The 20,517-nt window shown below is 48.6% G+C and carries 14 protein-coding genes; 8 read left to right on the plus strand and 6 right to left on the minus strand.

Translation table 11 applies throughout. From position 1 onward, the window contains the following. Positions 1-86 precede the first annotated feature (86 nt). Positions 87-512, plus strand: a complete 426-nt coding sequence (locus tag G441_RS0105065; protein WP_156896283.1) for an STAS/SEC14 domain-containing protein — start codon at positions 87-89, stop codon at positions 510-512. Then, on the plus strand, positions 509-1,246 hold the full coding sequence (locus tag G441_RS0105070) for a substrate-binding periplasmic protein (protein ID WP_026375349.1): 738 nt from the start codon (positions 509-511) through the stop codon (positions 1,244-1,246). Before G441_RS0105065 ends, G441_RS0105070 begins: the two co-directional genes overlap by 4 nt. Before the next feature lie 16 nt (positions 1,247-1,262). Here the strand turns inward: G441_RS0105070 and G441_RS0105075 are convergent, their stop codons facing one another. Both G441_RS0105075 and G441_RS0105080 read right to left on the minus strand, forming a co-directional pair. Then, a complete protein-coding gene (locus G441_RS0105075; protein WP_156896284.1) occupies positions 1,263-3,917 on the minus strand; it encodes a hybrid sensor histidine kinase/response regulator in 2,655 nt (884 codons plus the stop codon). Between the two features lie 43 nt (positions 3,918-3,960). After that, complete coding sequence (locus tag G441_RS0105080; protein WP_420806145.1) at positions 3,961-5,220, minus strand: ABC transporter substrate-binding protein; 1,260 nt, start codon at positions 5,218-5,220, stop codon at positions 3,961-3,963. 88 nt (positions 5,221-5,308) lie between these two features. Between G441_RS0105080 and G441_RS0105085 the strand changes: the two genes are divergently transcribed. The 3 genes from G441_RS0105085 (at position 5,309) to G441_RS0105095 (ending at position 9,954) form a co-directional block, all read left to right on the plus strand. Then, complete coding sequence (locus G441_RS0105085; protein ID WP_026375352.1) at positions 5,309-5,920, plus strand: flavin reductase family protein; 612 nt, start codon at positions 5,309-5,311, stop codon at positions 5,918-5,920. A 95-nt stretch (positions 5,921-6,015) separates the two neighbouring features. After that, entirely contained in the window at positions 6,016-8,559 is a 2,544-nt protein-coding gene (locus G441_RS19175) for a DUF1800 family protein (RefSeq protein ID WP_051275349.1), read from the plus strand. Positions 8,560-8,568: 9 nt separating this feature from the next. Next, a complete protein-coding gene (locus tag G441_RS0105095) occupies positions 8,569-9,954 on the plus strand; it encodes a DUF1501 domain-containing protein (protein WP_026375354.1) in 1,386 nt (461 codons plus the stop codon). A gap of 18 nt (positions 9,955-9,972) precedes the next feature. On the opposite strand, the gene G441_RS0105100 is transcribed toward G441_RS0105095, so the two are convergent. Both G441_RS0105100 and cspE read right to left on the minus strand, forming a co-directional pair. Then, positions 9,973-12,150 (minus strand): acylase, encoded by a 2,178-nt coding sequence (locus G441_RS0105100; protein WP_026375355.1) that lies wholly within the window; start codon positions 12,148-12,150, stop codon positions 9,973-9,975. A 162-nt stretch (positions 12,151-12,312) separates the two neighbouring features. Further along, complete coding sequence (gene cspE, locus G441_RS0105105; RefSeq protein WP_026375356.1) at positions 12,313-12,519, minus strand: transcription antiterminator/RNA stability regulator CspE; 207 nt, start codon at positions 12,517-12,519, stop codon at positions 12,313-12,315. A gap of 379 nt (positions 12,520-12,898) precedes the next feature. Here cspE and G441_RS0105110 point away from each other — a divergent pair, with 379 nt between their 5' ends. Together G441_RS0105110 and G441_RS17930 are read left to right on the plus strand one after the other, a co-directional pair. Beyond that, a complete protein-coding gene (locus G441_RS0105110) occupies positions 12,899-13,291 on the plus strand; it encodes a nuclear transport factor 2 family protein (protein ID WP_026375357.1) in 393 nt (130 codons plus the stop codon). 289 nt (positions 13,292-13,580) lie between these two features. Then, positions 13,581-14,888, plus strand: a complete 1,308-nt coding sequence (locus G441_RS17930) for a DEAD/DEAH box helicase (RefSeq protein WP_034474476.1) — start codon at positions 13,581-13,583, stop codon at positions 14,886-14,888. Between the two features lie 13 nt (positions 14,889-14,901). On the opposite strand, the gene G441_RS0105130 is transcribed toward G441_RS17930, so the two are convergent. Then, positions 14,902-15,645: an SDR family NAD(P)-dependent oxidoreductase gene (locus G441_RS0105130; RefSeq protein WP_034474479.1), complete on the minus strand. Its 744-nt coding sequence runs from the start codon at positions 15,643-15,645 to the stop codon at positions 14,902-14,904. Positions 15,646-15,821: 176 nt separating this feature from the next. Here G441_RS0105130 and G441_RS0105135 point away from each other — a divergent pair, with 176 nt between their 5' ends. Further along, entirely contained in the window at positions 15,822-18,848 is a 3,027-nt protein-coding gene (locus G441_RS0105135; RefSeq protein WP_156896285.1) for a ligand-binding sensor domain-containing protein, read from the plus strand. A 113-nt stretch (positions 18,849-18,961) separates the two neighbouring features. On the opposite strand, the gene G441_RS17935 is transcribed toward G441_RS0105135, so the two are convergent. Beyond that, on the minus strand, positions 18,962-20,491 hold the full coding sequence (locus G441_RS17935; RefSeq protein ID WP_084407278.1) for a S10 family peptidase: 1,530 nt from the start codon (positions 20,489-20,491) through the stop codon (positions 18,962-18,964). Positions 20,492-20,517: the final 26 nt, after the last annotated feature.

Raw genomic sequence — 20,517 nt, forward strand, 5'->3', positions numbered from 1 at the left:
GTTTGCGGAAGATTCTTACTGACAATTAGGAAAGTCATCTTTTCCTGCTGCCTGATTTAGCATAGGTGAGGAGCTAGTTGCTAGACTTGACCGTAAAGTGTCCTCATAAATACACCGCAGTGAAATTCAGTACACATGGTAGCTTTGATGTTACCACCGAAAACAATATGTTAATTGCCAAGTCCTTCGGCTCTTTCAATCTGGAAGGGGCCATCGACTATTGCAATGCGATTAAACGTGCCGTGGAGCATATCAATCACAGCGCTTTTGGTGTGCTGATTGACCTCACCGAATTTGAGGGCTGTACGCCCGATGGCTGGCAGGAAGTGAATAAGCTCACTGATTTTCTGCTCACGACCAATATGAAATCCAAGGCCATTGTTGCAAGCTCAGCGTTTACTGTCGCAGCGGCCAGTAGCGTTTATCAGAAAGGGTTACAAATCAATACCCGCGCGTTCGAAGATTTGAACGAGGCTACTGATTGGTTGAACAAGGAACTTGGCAACCAATGAGTGCATTGACGCGTTGCCTAGTCGCTTTGCTCGCCATGCAGTGCCTGAGCGCAGCGGCAACAGAAATGACGCTGTGCGCAGACCAGCTTGGTATGGCGCCATACTATGAACTCAAGGACAATAAAGTAGTTGGACAATTAGTTGACAGGGCCCAGGCTGCGGCCGCTGAGCTTGGCATTTCGCTTAGCATTGAAGCAGCGCCGTTTAAACGCTGTTTGCTGAAAACCATTGAAGGCGAATACGACGGCATACTTGCTGCGGTATATCTGCCTGAGCGGGCAAAACAGCTGGCATTTCCATCGGCTGCGGGCACCGGCTCTCTGGCAGGTGCGACCAACTTTGCTGAAGTATCGATGTTTGTGCACAAAGACAGCAATATTTCGTGGGACGGTGAGCAATTCCATAATCTATCAGGTGCTGTGTCTACACCGCCTGGCTGGTGGACCAACGATTTTTTTGAAAAGCGTGAGTTGCGCTTGCCGTCGGGAGTGTCGCCAACTAAAGGTATAGAGCTTGTCGCCCTAAACCGGTTGTCTGGCTATGTAATCTACAGTTTTTACGGATGGAATGAGGCGCAACAACTCGGCGTTGAGAAGGACTTGCGTGCGATACCTATCCCAGAGCTTAGCCACCCCTGGTACATTCCATTTCACAAAGCTTTCTATCAAGCAAATAAGCCCTCAATTGAAGCATTCTGGCAGCGCTGTGCAAAAACAGAAGAACCTACGTTGTAAAGCCAAGCTTTATCATTTAATTGGGTAAAAGTGTTTGTAATACGTCGTAAAGCTCTCGCTTATCTATTGGCTTAATGAGATAGGCATTCATACCGGCTTCTATGCCTTCTTCTCGGTCCTCTTGCATAGCATTTGCCGAGAGGCCGCAAATGGGAAGGTCTGCGTAACCAGCATCTCTTATCTGCTTGGTTGCAGTCAGTCCATCCATGTTTGGCATCTGAATATCCATTATTATCAAATTAAAACGGTCTGGTGAGTCATTAATCATGGATACCGCTTGTTGACCATCTTCAGCAACTTCAACTGTTAGTCCCACATCGACCAATAAACTAACGGCGACTTCTTGATTTATTACATTATCTTCTGCGAGCAACACAGTACCGGTAAATTTGGGAAGTCGATCGGAATCAATGTCACTGTTAATCGTCGTTGTTTTTGAAAACGTTTTACATGCTTCATGCAGTTTTTTTAATGAAAATGGTCGGACAAGGATCTTGGTATCAAACTCTTTCTCAGAAAAATGAAGCTGAGAAAAATAACGGTGTTCAGTTATGACGACAATGTTACGTGTAATACCTCGAAGCGTCAGCAAGTAGTTTTGAAAAGCTGGCTTCGTTATTAAGGCACCAGCGTTAACCATCACCAGAGTACTTGCAGGGTCAGGCAATTCGGGGATATGTAATTTCTCGCCGGAATGTTTGCAGTTAAGGCGCATTGCCTCGCAATATTTTAACACTTGATTTGGTGGCGGTTCGCCGATGACGACCAAATTTGATATCGGCAGGTTATCATCGATAAATCGCTTAGCATCATCAGCAATTTTTAGACACAGATATACCTCCACTGTCGTTCCTTTATTTTGCTGTGATGAGAGTTCTACATGGCCGCCCATTAATTCTGAGAGTTGCTTGACTATTGCAAGGCCAAGACCTGTACCACCATATTTTCTGTTTGAGTTTCCATCTGCTTGCGAAAAACTACTGAAGATCGTTTTTTGAGCGGCCTCAGAGATACCAATGCCAGTATCCGAAACAGTAAAATTCAGGTGTAGTTCATTCCCATTCTGCCTCTCTATGAGCACCCGAATGCCAATACCTCCTGTCTCGGTAAATTTTATGGCGTTATTGATAATGTTAAACAGTATCTGGCTGATTCTGATGCTGTCGCCCAGTAATTTATCTGGTATGGCAGGGTCGATAAAAAGTCGCATGTAGAGGTCTTTTTTATCTGCTTGAGATGCGACCGATTCCACTATGTTTTCGAGAATAGTGTTTATCGAAAATGGATGGATTTCGAGGTCCATTTTCCCGGCTTCAATTTTTGAGAAGTCCAGAATGTCGTTAATGACTGACATCAGGATTTTGCCTGAATATTCGATTTTATCGACGTAGTCCCGTTGCTTGTCGCTCAACTTTTGTCGTTTCAATATCTGTACAAGGCCGATGATGCCATTCATCGGCGTGCGGATCTCATGGCTCATATTCGCAAGGAACAGGCTTTTAGCATTGGTGGCGTCGATAGCTTTGCGCTTTTCTTCATCTAACTGGTCATTTAGCGCTTGCTGTTCTAGGACAAGATTTTGTGAATCTTCTAGCAGACGTTCAGTGAGTTCATTTTTCTGCATGAAAATATCTGCAGCTGTGGCGAGCTGTCCTATTTCGTCACTCCTTTCTCGATAGGGGATGGCGGTAACCGTTCTTCCCTGTGCTAAGTCATCAAATATACTCGTGATGGTTTGAACCGGTCTTATTGCCCTTCTTGTAATGAAAAACACGGCCGCGAATGCTGTGACGAGTATCATGGTAGTGAAAATAAACAGGCGAGTTTCGGTATTCCTCTCTACAACACTAACCTGACGGACGATACTTTCGAGATTAAGACTCTGCGTGTCTTTCAATCGTTTGGCGAGATACAGGATCTCGTTGGCAGAGCCGGTCATCACCACATTTGATAAAAATGAAAATCCTCTTGTAACCCGATTAAGCTGCTCAAAATTATCCTGAAGTTCGCGCAATTCAGCATTGATTGTTAGCGTGTCTGTTTGCTCTGAAACAAGTGCGAGGGCAGCGTCAATGTTGGCTTTAAAGTTGTTTCTATTAGTCGCTGCAGGTTGTCGTAAATAACTCATTGCATCCGAACGTGCACTCGCTATGTGCATTAATAAAGATTGCTGCAGAGTATCTGGCAGACTTGAAAGTTCGGTCGACTGCGCAACATCGTCAAACTTGCCCAACAACGCGTCATTAAGCAGGCTTCCCTGTTGCCTTTTCCCCTCTAATACACTCTGTAAATTAACGCGGTAGTCATTCAGATGGCCCTGCATTCTTGTTATATAATCTTCAACTTCTCTCGTAGAAGATTCTTGCGATAATCTCGACAAAAAAAGCAGCTTTTCATCTATGGATGTGAGCAATTGGTTGATGCGTTCACTTACACTTGCACTAAGCGTTTCTTTTACTATCAGAACGTTACGCTGCATATCGATAACGTCACGTTCCAATTCCGTGGCAATCACAACCGCTTCATTGGCATTTTCAACTTGATTGAGTGTGTCCTCATAAATCTCCTGACTGGAGACCAGTAGATAGATTTGAGCGAGCAAAAGTACGGAGAGTGCAATGACAACAAGCGCTAGTTGCCTGCCTAGGGAACGCGAGACCGGATTAACCACTTATGTACATCCTTAATGTTAACAGCTCGGATTTGGTCATTAATTAGCTGATAAACTCATACCATTTTTGCAGGCTGTAATCATAATTTGGCATAACAGTATTCCACACTGCAACGTTGCTGAATCGCTCAACATAGCTGCCACCGGTACGCGTCTCTCCCTTTCCGACCGATATATTGCCGTCAGTCCCGCGCAGCTCAGACTTGGCCGGTTTTCCTTCATACCAGTAATCCCATTCATATTGGGAGAGTAGGGGTTTGGAGCGTTGCGGGTTTGAAATGTAATAACCCTGTCGAGCAATAAATGCGCCTGGCCAGCCTGACAGCCACCAATTCATATAATCATAGGCCATATCTTTGCTTCTTCCCTGCGTTTGTGAAGACAGGCACATTACGCCATGCCAGCCCCGGTAGCCTTCCTTTGGGGCTGCATAAACGACTGGAATGCCATTTCCTTTAAGGGCAGAAATACCGGGTGAAAACATACTTTGGATGGTGGTTCGTCCACTTTTCATAAAGTCGACTGACTCGGGAACGGATGTCCAATAACCACTGAAGTGACCTGCTCTTTTGTACTCGCCTATAATATCAAACAGTGCGTTCAGTTCATCTATGGATAAATTGCTAATATCATTAAATGTCATCAATCCCTTGGCCTGTACAGCCAAAATAAGATCGAAAATGCCAATAGTAGGGGCATTGACAATGCCCACTTTTCCTCGGTTACTCTCATCGAGCAGCCAACCCCAACTTTCTGTTTTGTAAGGAACGCCTTTTGGAATAACCCGAGTGTCATAACCGAATGAGTCAACATTGTGTACATAAGGCAAAAAACTTATCTTGTCTGTCGGCTCACTCCCCAGTGAGTCATCAGGCTGAATGTTTAAAATTCTATTTGGAGCGTCTCCGGCGCCAATTTTTGCATCAGGTCTCAGTTGTCCTGTTTTGGTTAGAGAGTTAATCTCATTCCAATAGGTAAGTCTCGCTTTTTCAATGGGTTGTATCGCGCCAGCTTGCCATAGGACATTAATGCTGTCTGACCATTGTTCATAAAGATCGAATGACTCTGGAAACATCGAGGCCTTTTGCAATACAGCGGCGCTGCCTCTTGGTTCAAATTGGATAGAGAAACCTAAATCTCTCTCGGCTTGTTCTCTAAGCTCATCTTGCAATGTGACATGGGTGCCTAAGACTCTTAGTACCGTTGACTGACGAGCGAAAACATAAGGCGCTTTAGCTGCTGCAACGCCAGCTAAGCTTAACTTTGATATCGTTTTTAATGCTTTTCGACGTGAACGATTTATGTCATGCAATTTGTTCATGGACTGAACTTATCAATGTATCCAGGGATATAACCAGTGTAGACAAACATTTAATGATAAAGACAAATTTATGCATACCTATCGACCCTCTGAAGGTCACGGACTGAAACATAATCCTTTCGCGTCTATTATCGCGCCTAGGCCGATTGGCTGGATCTCAAGTAAAGATGCCTTAGGGAACGTCAACCTGGCTCCTTACAGCTTTTTCAATGCGTTTAACTACACACCGCCTATCATTGGCTTTAGCAGTGTGGGGTATAAAGACACGGTCAGTAACATCAGCGAGACCGGTGAGTTTTGCTGGAATTTTGTCAGTCAGTCGCTGGCCATCAAAATGAACCAGACCAGTAAAGCTGTGGCGTCTGAGTGTGATGAATTCGAGCTTGCCGGACTGACCAAGAAACCGTCCAGCGAAATCTCTGTTCCCCATGTGCAGGAAAGCCCGGTGGTCATGGAGTGCAAAAAGTCTCAGATCGTGCAGCTTAGCTCGGCTGCAGGCGAGACCGTCGAGTCTTATATGGTGTTGGGAGAAGTGGTATGTGTTCATATCCACCAAGACATGATTAAGGATGGTGTCTTTGATCTGCTTAAGGCTGATCCTGTGCTCCGCGCAGGCGGTCAGGGTGATTATTTCACACTTTCTGCCCAGCATATGTTTGAGATGATAAGACCGCAGAGCTGATCGATCAGACTGCCATCCTTTTAATCGCTAATTCATCTATGGTAGCCTGAGAACTGGTCCGGTTTTGACCAATGTTAGCGATAGAAAGAGACCTTATGCACAGATTACTCGCGGCCAGTTTACTGACACTTTTGGCTGCATGCGGTGGTGGAGGTGGCGGCGAAACCGCTCCGCCTCAGCCGCCAACGCCGCCTGATAGCGGCGATAGGACAGCACCACCGCCTCCCACCTTTACTGTTGGTGAAAATCAGGGCGGTACCCTCACTATTACCGGTTCTGCTGAAGCGGGCAGCCGTGTTGATTTGACCTACCCGGATGGTCAACAGCAGACTATTACCGCTTCCCAGACTGGCGACTTCGGGCCTTCAACCAGCGAGCTCCCACAACCCAACGGTGACATTGTGATCACGGCGACAGATGAGGCAGGCAACCGCTCCGACGCCGCAATCAGTACCTATACCGATGCTATGCCGCCCGGTTCTGCGACTTATACGATTGACGTAAACAGCAACGGTACACTGTCCGTTGAGGGAACGGCTGAAGCACTGAGTTCAGTCAGTGTAACCTTCCCCGATAGTGCTACCGTAAGTACCACGGCGAACACGGATGGCCAGTATGGTCCCGTCACCAGCGCCGTGCCACAGACCTCAGGCACGCTAACGCTTAACGTCGAAGATTTGAATGGTAACGCGGCGTCTGCACAGAGTGAGGTCTATAACGATATTACTGCACCGCTGACGCCGACCCTGAATGTAATAGTTAATGAAGACAATACCGTCAGCGTTGATGGTATTGCTGAGGGACTCAGTCTGGTACAGGTGGTATTTCAGGATGGCACAACGGGCTCTACCCAGGCCCAGGCCAATGGACTTTTCAGAGCGGTAACCAGCAGTTCGCCGCAGGCCAGCGGTAGAGTCATCGCCAGCGCGACTGATGCGGCAGGGAATGTTTCAGAGCAAGCCAGTGCCACTTATGAGGTAGAACCTGAAAATGATCTGTGGGAGCTTGCTGACGATGAACAGGCGCAGGATATTGTGCGCTTTCTTACCCAGTCTACCTTTGGACCGACAGAACACAGTATTCATTATCTGATGGCGACTGACGCCGACTATGCTAGCTGGATAGATGGGCAGATAAACACCGAACAAACCATATTGATTGATAAGTTTGAGAAACGTCTGCGAGAAGCCGGACTTCCCATCACCAGCCGCGCAAATCTTGATCATGCCTATCACAAACAGCTAATTGCTAACGATATGCTGATGGACACCTTCGCCTATGGTGAAGATCAGCTGCGTCAGCGCGTTGCTTTTGCGCTAAGTCAGATATTTGTGGTGTCCGAGACATCCGATACGCTGTTTAACAATGCCAAAGGTGTGGTGGCGTATCATGACTTGCTGGCCCGCCACGCGCTGGGGAATTATCGCGACCTGCTCGAAGCGGTCACGCTGAATCCCATTATGGGTGAATACCTGAGCATGATCCGCAATGAGAAAGCAAACAGTGAAGAAAATATCCGCCCGGATGAAAACTATGCCCGGGAAATGATGCAGTTGTTCAGTATTGGCTTGGTCATGCTGGATCAGGATGGCACTGTGCAGTTGGATGAACAGGGGCAACCTGTTCCTACCTACGATCAGGAGATTATCAAAGCCTTTGCCCGCGTGCTTACCGGCTGGACCTACAATAATGCGGGATACTGGGACTATGATGGCTGGCTGTTTGGAGACATGCAAAGCCCGATGATCCCATTTGAGGCATACCATGATAGCGATGAAAAGACACTGTTAAATGGTGAAGTATTGCCGGCAGGTCAAAGCGCCTATGAGAACCTGACGGGGGCGTTAGATAATGTGTTCAATCATCCCAATGTGCCGCCTTTTATCAGCAAACAGTTGATCCAGCGTCTGGTCACCAGTAATCCCAGCCCGGAGTATGTTGCTCGCATCAGCGCGGTATTCCGTGACAATGGCGATGGCGTGCGAGGCGATTTAGGCGCAGTGGTAAAAGCGATTCTGCTGGATGAAGAAGCGCGTTCGGGGCATCTGGACGCGCCAACGACGTTTGGCAAACTCAAAGAGCCGATGCTTAAATTTACTGCGCTTATTCGGGCATTTGACGTAACCGCCATGCACCCGGTCAATGATAGCGGTGCGCTGAGGCCGACCCTACGCTGGTTCTGGCCTGGCATTGCCTCAGGTCAGCGGCCTTACGGCTCTCCGTCGGTATTTAATTTCTACCGGCCCGATCACAGCCCGGCTGGTCCGATCCGCGATGCGGGTCTGGTGGCACCAGAGATGCAAATCCTGAATGAAAGTTACATCACTGCGGCCACTAACTTTGGCTCAGCGACTATTTTCAACTCGTATGACTTTATCCTCAGCGATTGTGAGGACCGGCGACAATATCTGGATGGCTTTGGCTGCCCGTATCCGGATTTTAGCGATGAAATAGCGCTGGCTGGAAACGTTGAGCGACTGCTGGACAGACTAAATTTACTGATGATGGCAGGGCAAATGTCAGACGTGACACGAGACGCCTTAACCACGCTTGCGTCACAGCAGTCCCAGGGCCGTTACGTGGTGGCTGAAGTGGTGCATCTGCTGTACCACTCGCCGGGATTCGCAGTACAAAAATAGCGAGGGATTATGATGAAAAAAACAAAGTACACCTTATCCCGCCGCGATTTTCTTAAACGCTCAGCGCTCGCAACGCTTGGCTCATCGAGTCTGTTTTCGCTGACCAGCCAATTTAGTATGGCGCAGGCGCAAACGGGAAATTTCTCTGACTATAAGGCCCTGGTCTGTGTGTTCCTTTACGGCGGCAATGATGCCTTCAGTATGCTGATGCCGTATTCGCAGAGTGAATACAACAGCTATGCCAATACTCGTCGTAATCTGGCTATTTCGCGCAGCCAGATCATCCCGCTTGAACCGAATAACAGTCAGCCCGCTGATTACGGACTGCACCCTGAGCTAAGCGATATCGCCAGTCTGTTTGCTGACAACAAACTATCGTTTATCAATAACGTCGGCACCTTGATTGAACCGACCACCCAGACCGACTACGTCAATAAACGGGTTGCGCTGCCGCCACAGCTCTTCTCTCACAATGACCAACAAAACTTTGTAATGAGTTTGCAGGCCAGCAAGCCACAGCAGGGCTGGGCGAGCCGTATGGCAGAAATGATGATGGACATTAATGAGAATAACGAGTTGTCGATGAATATTTCTCTGTCTGGCGCCAACACGTTACAGATGGGCGGGGCAATATCACCCTACACATTGTCAGCCGGTGGGGTGAGCGAGTATTGGAGTATTCGCCCGCGCAGTGACGAGATTTGGGACGTAAACCGCGTGGCGGCGTATCGCAAGATCCTTGATCAGAGTCATTCCCATCTGTTTTCGCAAGCGTTCGCAGATACACAAAATCGCTCGCTGCTGCTGGGTGACCAGGTGTCTTCAGCGTTGGCCAATGTGTCACCGCTGGCTACAGAATTTACCGAGGGGAGCCGACTGGCTGCCAGTCTCCGGATGGTGGCGAATCTCATCGCTGCACGTTCCAGCCTCGGCATGAGTCGCCAGATCTTTTTTGTCGGCATTGGTGACTATGATACCCATGGTGATCAGGCGAATCGTTATCCTGCGCTGATGCGTGAACTCAACCATGCTTTTAAATCGTTCTATGATGCGACAGTCGAGCTGGGCGTGTCAGATAAAGTGACGACCTTTACCGCCAGTGATTTTGGCCGCACGTTGACCAGCAATGGCGATGGGACCGATCACGGTTGGGGCAGCCATCAGATGGTGATGGGCGATGCTGTTGATGGTGGTAAGTTCTTTGGCACCATGCCAGAGTTGGTGATTGGCAGCAATGATGATATCGGCGAGGGGCGGATCATTCCTACCACCTCGGTCGATCAGTATGCGGCTAGCCTGGCGCAGTGGTACGGGTTAACGTCATCACAGTTGTCTGACGTATTCCCGTATCTGGCAAACTTTAACGACCAAAGCCTGCCGCTGTTTATCGGGTAATAACAAACATATGCGCGGTTATTCGCCGGGGTGGTATTTTCGCACCGCGCGTTTTTCTACGTCCTCTCGGTAGTAGGCGGCATCCTTAAACTGCATATCAGCGTAGCGCTGTGCCTGGTCGTAAAAGTGTGGTGAGGCGGGGTCGCCGCTCTGTCCGCCTGCAAGCATGGTTTTGGCTTTGACCTTATCGCCAAATTCCACCACTGCGACAAAACTGTTACCCCGGTAACCATAGAGTTTTTTGGTGCCTGTCATTTGCCTTGAGCCGAATGCGGCCAATGCGCCCCATCGGCCAGAAGCCATGCCAATCGCCAGACTGGGTTCATTATCGTCAAAGCGCCCGTTAATTTCGCCATCTAGGCGCTGCAGACGGTTTACCTCGCCCCACGGCTTGTTCCAGCTGCCGTAATCACTTTCTAACTTAGCTAACGTGGCAGCGAACATATCCAGGCGCTCTTTTTCGGGCGTGCCGCTGCCATAGTAATTAATACGTTGCATATAGCTCATGTCATTTGGACGGGGACCATGCTCGGCGTAATGTATGCCATAGAAGTGTGCCAGCGTCATCGCTACTGAATTCGCCGACGAACGCCTATCCCAACTGCGCAATTCCTCTATAGCCGCTGCCAGTTCGCTATAGTCATCTTTATTGGCGTCAAATGCGGTAACCAGACCCGGTATTAATTGCTCAAAGCCGGGCAAATAGGGATCGTGAGCCAGCGTGATAAGTGAATCCAGGGTGAGATTGTCTATATCAGAAAGCACGCGTACTGCATTTATGCCCCGGAAGTTTTCCTGATCTGGGGCCATATAGGTCGGGTAGTCCTGCGGGTTAGGGCTAAACTCAGCGGCAGACGTGAAGGGGGTTGAATTGGCATTCTGGATCCAGCCATTTTCAGGATTGATCACGGTGATGATTTCATCAACAGTATGTTTATCCTGCCAGTCGGTCGCCGGATTGCTGCCATCGACAGGTTTAGCATAGTCAAATTGCGGGTCCCGTTTAGGGACAAAGTTGCCATGGAAATAGGCGATGTTGCCATCCGCATCTGCATATACGGTGTTGTTTGACGAGTTGGTGCGGATATCCATCATCTCTCGGAATTCAGCCAGGTTATGGGTTTTGGTGCGAATGTAGGACTGCTGCAATGCATTAACCGGATCCCAGTTGATGCGCGTGACAGTCCACTTTCCATCTACCTGATGCGTAATAGGGCCCTGATGAGTGTGGTACATGGTAAAGGTGCGTTCACGCATGCCGTCTGCAGTTATATATTTCAGTGTGACTTCTGATTGCTTAAGCTCAAGGGCTTCATCGCCGTAGTTGTAGTAGAGCTTCCCATTACGTTCAAATACATCGTGGGTAAACTCATCAATAAAATCGACATAGGTCGAGGTATGCATCCAGCCGTTATGTTCATTGAATCCCTGATAGACGAAATACTGTCCCCAGGTAACCGCTCCGTAGGCATTCAGTCCTTCTTCACTGACTACGTGCACCTCGCCACGAAAGTAGAAGGACGTATGCGGATTGATCAGTAACATCGCGTTGCCAGATTCAGTTAGTTCACCGGCAATGGCAAAGCCATTCGAACCGCTTGGTTCTTGCCCGTCGTCCGCAACGGTGCGTGGCGCATCCTGACGCTGACCATAAAAAGCCTTAATGCCAGCAACGGGAATCTGTTCAATATCGCCCCCTATCGAGCCTTCAAAAAAGAAATAAGGCATCCAGGGTTCGAAACGGGTTAACAATTTTGGTTTGACTTGCGGATTCATGGCCAGATAGTAATTCAGACCATCTGCCCAGGCGTCGTTCAACGTCTTCAGCCATTTTGGCGAGCGTTCGTAGTGTGCTTTAGCCTCATCTATGTTCATGTACAATCTTGCCCGCAAGTCACTGAATAGCGCCTGTTCACCCTCGACTTCGGCCAGGCGACCGATGGCCCAGTAGTAGTTGCGTTCAATGCGTTTAAAGTCATCTTCAGCCTGAGCGTAGAGCAAACCAAATACAGCATCGGCATCGGTTTTGGCATAGATATGAGGTACGCCGAAGTCATCTCTTATAATTTCTACTTGCTCAGCGCGCGCTTGCAGGCGGTCGAGTTCTGTATAAGTTGAGGATGAGGGGACTTTAGAGCAAGCGCTCATGATAACCAGACTGATAACCAACAGTCCGTGACGAACCGGCATGTGCATAGTGATTTCACTTTAGCCGAAAAAGGGTAGAAAGAATCTAGCAGGTGGAAGAGGCAGGGTCAAAACCGTGTAATTGGTTGAAGCAAATGTTTACTGCGGCGAATTTAATGCAAAAAAATACCCGCCATCTGGCGGGTATGCGAAACTTTTTATCAGTGGGCTTTAAACGGTAACGTTTGCTGCCTGAGGGCCTTTCTGTCCCTGCTCGATTGTAAAGTTTACCTGCTGTCCCTCGACAAGCGTTTTGTATCCTTCACTTTGGATAGCACGGAAGTGTACAAATACATCTTTTCCGCCCGCTGTAGGTGTGATGAAACCAAAACCTTTATCTTCGTTAAACCACTTGACTGTGCCTGTTACATTAGACATTGCATTTTCCTTTAGAAAAAAATTAAATGGCACATAGTGCCGATGTTGCCTTGTTGGAATTACTTACTTGGAATGGCTAATGGGTGGAAACGTCGGTGTGGATTGCGAAGCAATTCTCAGAGGTTAACTCGCACGAGCAAAGATCGAAATAAATAGAACTGTACAAAAGCGCAAAGAGCATAACAGCTTAGCAGGTCATAAGCGACGTTTATTTTTATTTTCACGATCCCCTTGCAGTATTTAAAATTTTTTTTGCACTTTTACCCGAAAGCTAAGTTCTTTGTTCTGAGTAACTCTACTTCACTTTACTTTGCACTAATGACTGTGACCGACTAGTGTGAGTAATAATATTAGACTCTGTAAATCTAGGGCGGTGCTGATGCCAAATCTGGAAATCATTAAAAATCTTTATGCCTCTTTTGCCGCAGGCGACGTCGAGGGTGTGCTTGCCGCCATGCGCGACGATATCGTATGGAACGAAGCAGAGAACTTCCCATATGCAGACAGCAACCCTTACGTCGGGCCTCAGGCTGTGTTGGAGGGAGTATTTGCACGTTGTATCGGCGAATGGGACGGGTTTGCTGCGAATATGACCACATTTTTTGACGCCGGCGATCACATCATTGCGACAGGACGCTATGCTGGCCAGCACAAGATCTCAGGTAAAAGTATGCAACCTCAGGCAGTACACATCTGGACGTTGAAGGACGGTGAAATCACCCACTTTCAGCAACACATCGATACCCTTGCGGTCGATCAGGCAATCAGTTAAGCCGATATTATGCTGATACCACTGTTGTTGATAACGCTATTTAGCGTTCTTTTTTGTGTCTGGATGGCAAAGCGCAGGCACGCCAGCGTGTCGTACTGGCTGGCGTTGAGTCTTATATTAGGGCCGCTGGCCATCCCCTTTGTGTTTTTTGCCAAACCGATTCAATCATCAGAGGATCTGTAAGGTTCGCATCATTCGGATAATTGCTGTATGCTCGCCAGCCGCATGAGAAAGTAAGTCTTATCTTCAGCATTTTGCGGTCCCTTTTTCATTTTAGACACCATAACGAATGACATTTGAATCCCTTGGATTAATATCCCCGCTGTTAACAGCATTAAGTAAAACTGGCTATTCTGAGCCATCTCCCATCCAGCAAAAAGCCATACCACCGATACTTGACGGTAGCGACGTTATGGCTGCTGCACAAACGGGGACCGGTAAAACCGCGGCGTTTACGCTGCCGCTGTTACAACGCTTACACGACAGTGGGCAGTCTGCGAGGAGTAATCACACCCGCGCGCTTGTGCTCACTCCAACACGAGAGCTTGCTGCGCAAGTGGCGGAAAACGTTAAAAATTATGGCAGGGATCTTAAGCTTCGATACAACCTGGTATACGGCGGCGTTAAAATCAATCCCCAAATGATGCAGCTAAGACGTGGCACTGATGTACTGATTGCCACGCCTGGAAGGCTGTTGGATCTTTACCAGCAGAATGCGATTAAGTTCAACCAGTTGGAAGTGCTGGTACTGGATGAAGCGGACAGAATGCTGGACATGGGGTTTATTCACGATATCAAGAAAATCATGGCGCTGTTACCTAAAAAGCGTCAGACCCTGATGTTTTCAGCAACATTTTCTGATGATATTCGGCAATTGGCCAGAAGCCTGGTGGACAACCCCGTTGAGGTGTCAGTCACGCCTCCAAACACGACGGTTGAGCGTATCGACCAGCGCGTGCACCCAGTGGATAAAAGCCAGAAGACCAAATTACTGGTGCACCTTCTCAAGCAACATAACTGGTTTCAGGTACTAGTGTTTTGTCGCACCAAACATGGAGCTAACCGTCTTACCACTAACCTAAACAAAAAGGGCATTAGCGCTGCGGCCATTCATGGCAATAAGAGCCAGAACGTTAGAACCCGGGCATTAACTGATTTTAAAGCAGGTGATCTGCAGGTGCTGGTGGCAACAGATATAGCGGCGCGGGGAATCGATATTGCTGATTTACCCTATGTCATCAATTTTGATTTGCCCCATGTCGCTGAGGACTATGTGCATCGCATCGGCAGAACGGGCAGAGCTGGTAAATCAGGACTGGCATTGTCACTGGTCAGTGCCGATGAGGCCAAACAACTGGCCAGTATCGAAAGCCTGATCAAGCTGTCAATTACGCGAGATATCATTACCGGCTTCGAACCGCTGCAAAATCTGCCAGTGTTAAAGCACAAGTCCAAACCAAAGCGACCTAAAAAGAACAAGCCAAAAACGCCAGTCTCTGAGAGCACTAGGGCAGAGGCGAAGCCTGCGGCTAAACCTCGTCGTCGCAGGCGCAATGTTGCCAATGCGAGCAAGCGTAACGCAGCAGATAAGGCATAAGGCTTAACTGGCGCTACTGTGCAGTATAACCGCCGTCTACGGCATGCAGGCTGCCGGTGATAAATTGTGCATCATCGCTTAACAGAAAGCTGGTTAGCGCAGCCACGTCTTCGGGTTGACCTATTCTGCCGAGCGGCTGCTCTGCCGCTTCCTGTTGCAACACAGATACCTTATCTTCGCCGCTTTTATTAACGTACTTATCAATCGCATGATGGAAAAGCGGTGTTTCAATCGTGCCGGGGCAGACCGCATTCACGCGAATGTTGTATGAGGCATAATCCAGCGCGGTCGTTTTAGCTATCGATGCCAGCGCCGCCTTGCTCATGCCGTAGGCAAAGGAATGACGTTTGCCCACGAAGGACTGGTCTGAACCCATCAGCACAATCGCGCCAGACTGCTGCCTTTTCATTGCGGGTAAGACGGCTTTGATTGCCGCGTATGCACCTTTTACATTGACTGCAAAAATGTGCTCCAGCGATTCCTCGCTAGTCTCTTCAATGGTGGCAGACAGATGAAGACCAGCATTGCATACTAGCCGGTCGATGCGACCCGTGTTTGACAAGATCTGTTCTATCGCCTGATTAACATCCTGAACATGACTAACATCGCATTTAAGCCACTGGGCATTAGCAACAGGATGGCTGAAATCAGCAACATCCAGATTATAAACGCGAGCACCAGCGCGCGACTGCTGCTCAGCGATGGCCAGACCTATTCCCATGCTAGCGCCGGTGACGATAGTGATAGCCGGTGACATGCTTATCCTCTTTGTGAATGTACCAACCACATCATAACATCAGAAGATGGAGCCTGTGCGGCATGCAATTCACCAGTACCTTATATTTTTTCACCACATTGGATGAAAATCAGCTAAAGTCTGTAGACGGGTGAAATAGGCGTTCGGGTGTAGCGCTGGCGTGTGAGTGTCGCAGTTTGAACATTAAGAGCATGGTCTATTGGCAAAATTTTGTGCTGGCGTTATGCGTTGCCGGTGCCACTCTATCGCTCCCGTCATTTGCTGAGTCAACATCTTATCAGCTCGAAACCTTTCCCAGAATTCCCACTTATTTTCGACATATATCCGTGCAGGACGGCCTGTCGCAGGTCACCGTGGCAGATATTCTGCAGGATAAAAAAGGCTTTATGTGGTTTGCCACCCAAAACGGTGTCAATCGTTATGACGGTTATGAATTTATTCAGTACAAACGCGATAAAGCGCTGGATGGTAGCGGCCCAATTGGCGAATTTGCCTATAAGCTTGCTCTGGATGAGCAGACGTCGGATATCTGGATTGCCACATCAGGCGGCTTGAGCCGTTACCTCTACGCATCGGATAGCTTTAAACATTACGCCTTGATGGGGACAGACGGCGAACAGCGCTCTATCGTGCCTACTATCATTGTCGACAGGAATGGCCAATTATGGGCGGGAACCCGGCAGGGTTTGTTTTCTTATCAACCACAGTCCGACAGTTTCCAGTCTGTTGAATTATCAGTATCGCCAGCGACCTGGATTGTAGATGTCGAAGTGGATAGCAGTGGTGAACTGCTGGTAGCCACTACAGAAGGGCTGTTTGCGATTAATCAGCAAAGCGGCGAAGTTAGCAGCGCGCTACAGGGTGAACATGTTACCGATATTGAGCTTTTACAAAATGGCGATTTGTGGATAGCGACGGTCAGCTCTGGTGTGCTGGCGAAAACTGACGGACAACAACTTGCTGAGGGATTACGTTCCATACTAGGGATCGCATCTGAGATTGTCGATGGCGGTGTGAATTCAGTAAAACAACTTAGCAATGGCGACATTTGGGTAAGCGCGAATACCGGTCTCAGTATTGTGAAAGTGAATGGCACGCTGGTGTCCGTCGATATGGTCAAAAATCAAATGGCGGATAACCTTCTCAGCGCTGCACACATGACGCGCACGTTTGAGAGTCGCTCTGGCCTGGTATGGCAAGGCACCTGGACCAGCGGCTTTTCGGTATTCGACCCGGATAGCCAGCAGATCAATTCATTAAACGCCCGTCCGAATACCTGGGTGCGTGGGCTTGAAGCGGATGCAGATGAGAATGTCTGGTTTGGCACGCCCGCTGGTATATGGAAGCGCAACGAGCAACGCAAAGTTGAAGGCCCGTGGCTGATGCCGACGCGCGAAGATGATGATTCATCTGTCACCCAAAGCTATATCCGCAGTATGTCCTATGATGCTGACAAGAAAATGATGTGGGTGGGAACGACCAATGGTTTGTATACGCTGGATCCAGCCGACACCACTCTGCAAAAAGCCGACATTTTGCAGCAAGACAATATTTTCTTTGTCACCTTAGATCCCTACGGTTTTTTATGGATTGGCACCTTTAATACCGGACTATACCAAATTGACCGCAACTCGCTGCAAATCAAACAGCACTGGAATGTCTCGACCATCACCCATGTGTATGCGGACGATGAGGATATGGTATTGGCCGGCAGCATTAAAGGTCTATTGTTTATTGACAAACAATCCGGCAAAGCGATGAATCTAAGTGACGATTCTCGCCCACCTGAACAGCGCAGCCCAAGGGTTGTGACCTGGATTTCCAAGTCAAAAAGTGGTGACTTTCTGATTGGTGCTCAAGGTTCGGGTGTGTCGCGCATGAACGTGTTGCGCGATAACATTACGTTCTTCCCTATACAACCGGGCTCGCATTTATCGACACTATCGGTGGGGGGAGTCAAAGAGGACTCTAAGGGTAACCTGTGGGTCAGCACCACAGAGGGGATTGCAAAAATTGAGCAAGGCTCCGAACATATTACCTACTTTAATAAAAAGAACGGCGCCTATTCCGAAGGCTATTACATCAACCACAGTTTACAGTTGAGCAGCGGCGAGATCGTATTTGCTGGTCCTAAAGGGATGTCGACGTTTTTCCCGGATGACATTCATTTCTCGACATGGAAGCCGGAGGTCGTGCTAACCAAGCTTTTAGTGCTAAACAAACCTGTCACACCTTCGGTCGAGCAAAGTGCCACTGCCATATTGAGCAAACCTATTCACATCGCTGACGCTATTGAACTGGGTCCAGAGGATAATATCTTCAGCGTTAAGTTCAGCGCGTTAGATTTTTCCGCACCGGATAATAACCAATACGCATTTATGCTAACGGGCTTTGATAAAGACTGGAATACTGCGCTGGCTAAATACCGCGTCGCCACCTACACCAATCTAGATCCCGGCACTTATACACTGCAGGTGAAGGGGACGAACAAGGATCAGGTGTGGAGTGATAATATTGCCAGTCTGAAAGTCGTTGTCGTGCCCCCCTGGTATTGGAATAACTGGTCCAAGATACTGTGGCTAGTGTTAGCGTTAACGCTTATCACCCTGCTATATCGCTGGCGGGTATGGGCATTGAAAGAACGGTCCGAAAAACTCAGTCGGCTGGTTGAAAAGCGCACTCGAGATTTGGAAGAGAGTAATCTTAAATTGCGCAAGCTCTCCTCAACGGACGAGCTAACTGGATTACGAAACAGACGTGACTTCAGAGCTCATGCGGATAATGAATTGGATCGCTACCGTCGCACCGGTACACCGTTCTCGATATTAATGATCGATCTTGATGATTTTAAGGTGATTAACGATGAAAACGGACACGCCTTCGGCGACCGTGCCCTCGTTGCAGCAGCCAATCTGATGTCCGAAAAAACCCGTAAGCATGACCTTCTGGCCCGCTGGGGGGGAGAAGAGTTTATTATGCTGGCGGTCAACACCACGCTGAGCGAAGCCACTCATACCGCTGAGAAGATTCGCAGTGCGATAGAAAAGAAACTCAGTGAAGTTGAGGGGCAGGAATTAAATATGACGGTCACAATTGGTGTGAGTGAAATTCAGCCAGACCAAACGCTGGATGACTGTATAAATCGCGCTGACAAGCTGTTGTATGAGGGTAAACGTAACGGCCGTAACCAGGTGATTAGCTAAAGTCTGGATTCCGGCCGTGACGGCCGGAATGACAAAGTGTAACGGCCGGAATGACAAAGGTGAGTCATGCCCTCATACCTTTTCGTCGTGCCCTCGAAGGAGGGCACCCCATATCAGCGTGCTAGCTGCGCCTTAATAAACGCTCTGGTGTCTTTTAGCAGCGCCACTCTCGAAGGCTCATTCACGTACATCATGTGTCCGCCGTGATAGTACAGATAGTCAATTCTGTCTGCGCTGATGCCGTGGCGATTTAGGGTATATTCAGCATCAAAAAAGGGTGTCACTAAATCATAATATCCGGATGCCACCATCACTCGTAGTGAAGGGTTACTACGCAATACATCCGCTAAATCGTGTGCGGTATTGACGTATGCCGGCTCCCAACCCTGGCCGTCCGGTACCGGACGCCAGCGCCAGTTGTCGGACAGCTCCGGATCGGCTGGATTAAGATATTTTCGGTTCCAGTTGATGTTCAGGTCGTGCTGCATGTAATGCATCAGCGCTGACTTATAGGCGGGAGAAATAGAAGAGGACGCATCTTCACCGGGTCCTGCCGCAACATCATCGCGTTCATCTTTGATGTAGCGACTGTCCAGCCTGCCCACGGCAATGCCTTTATCTCTCAACAGCTGTTTAGCGAAACGATAGCCATTGATACGCAGGTTTACGTTATTAATATAGTCTTCGCTCAATCCGGTAAATGTCTTCAGACCCGCCACGATTCGCTGACGCTCCTGTTCGCTTATCCGGTTTCCTTTGAACAGTGCTGGAAGAAGGTCGTTTGTAGCGAACTGCCTGCTTTGCTCGATAAAGGCTTCAAAATCTCCGGAAGTATCCACTTTGCCGTGATACCAGGCGGTCGCCGCCATGGTCGGAATATAGGTAACGTAGGAAATGATGTTGTCATCCACATAAGGCGTTGAGCCCTGATAGTCGAGTGCCTGGGAGACGAATATAATGCCATTCACGTTGATCACGTGATTGTTGAGCAGAACATTGGCAACGGCCGCAGCACGCGTGGTGCCGAAGCTTTCGCCAAGTAAAAACAGTGGTGAGTTCCAACGTTTGTTGTCGGTCAGCCATTGCGCGATAAATGCAGCGATGGAACGCGCGTCTTCAGTCAGCCCCCAAAACTCGGTTTTCTTTGTTTCACCCAGGGCGCGAGAAAATCCGGTGCCTACTGGGTCGACGAAAACCATATCTGTAACATCCAGTATGGTTTCAGGTGCATCTTTCGTTTGGTAGGGCGCCGCGCCAGGATGATCGGCATCACTTGGAACCACAATCCGCTTGGGTCCATAGCCACCCATGTGTAGCCAGGTTGATGATGAACCCGGGCCGCCATTCCAGATGAACGTGACGGGCCTGTTGTTTTTGTCATCGACCAGATAATCGAACGAAAAAATGGAGGCGGTGGGTTGTCCTTCGCCATCTGTAATATAGGTTTCACCCGCCGACACCCGATAGCTTAATCGGTCGCCGTTAAACGAGCCTTTATGAGATGATTCAAAGCGCTGTGCTGGCGCTATATCCGCAGTCTTGTCAGCTGTGTTTTGGCTCTGCTCAGCAGTAACCGGCGCACTCGTAAAGCAGACAAGCGCCAGTAGCGCTGTGTGAGCGAGAAAATGGCGCGGTATTAACATAATAAAATTCCCTTGTGATCAAAAAG

This window comes from Aestuariibacter salexigens DSM 15300, assembly GCF_000429145.1.
GTDB classification, from domain to species: Bacteria; Pseudomonadota; Gammaproteobacteria; order Enterobacterales; family Alteromonadaceae; genus Aestuariibacter; species Aestuariibacter salexigens.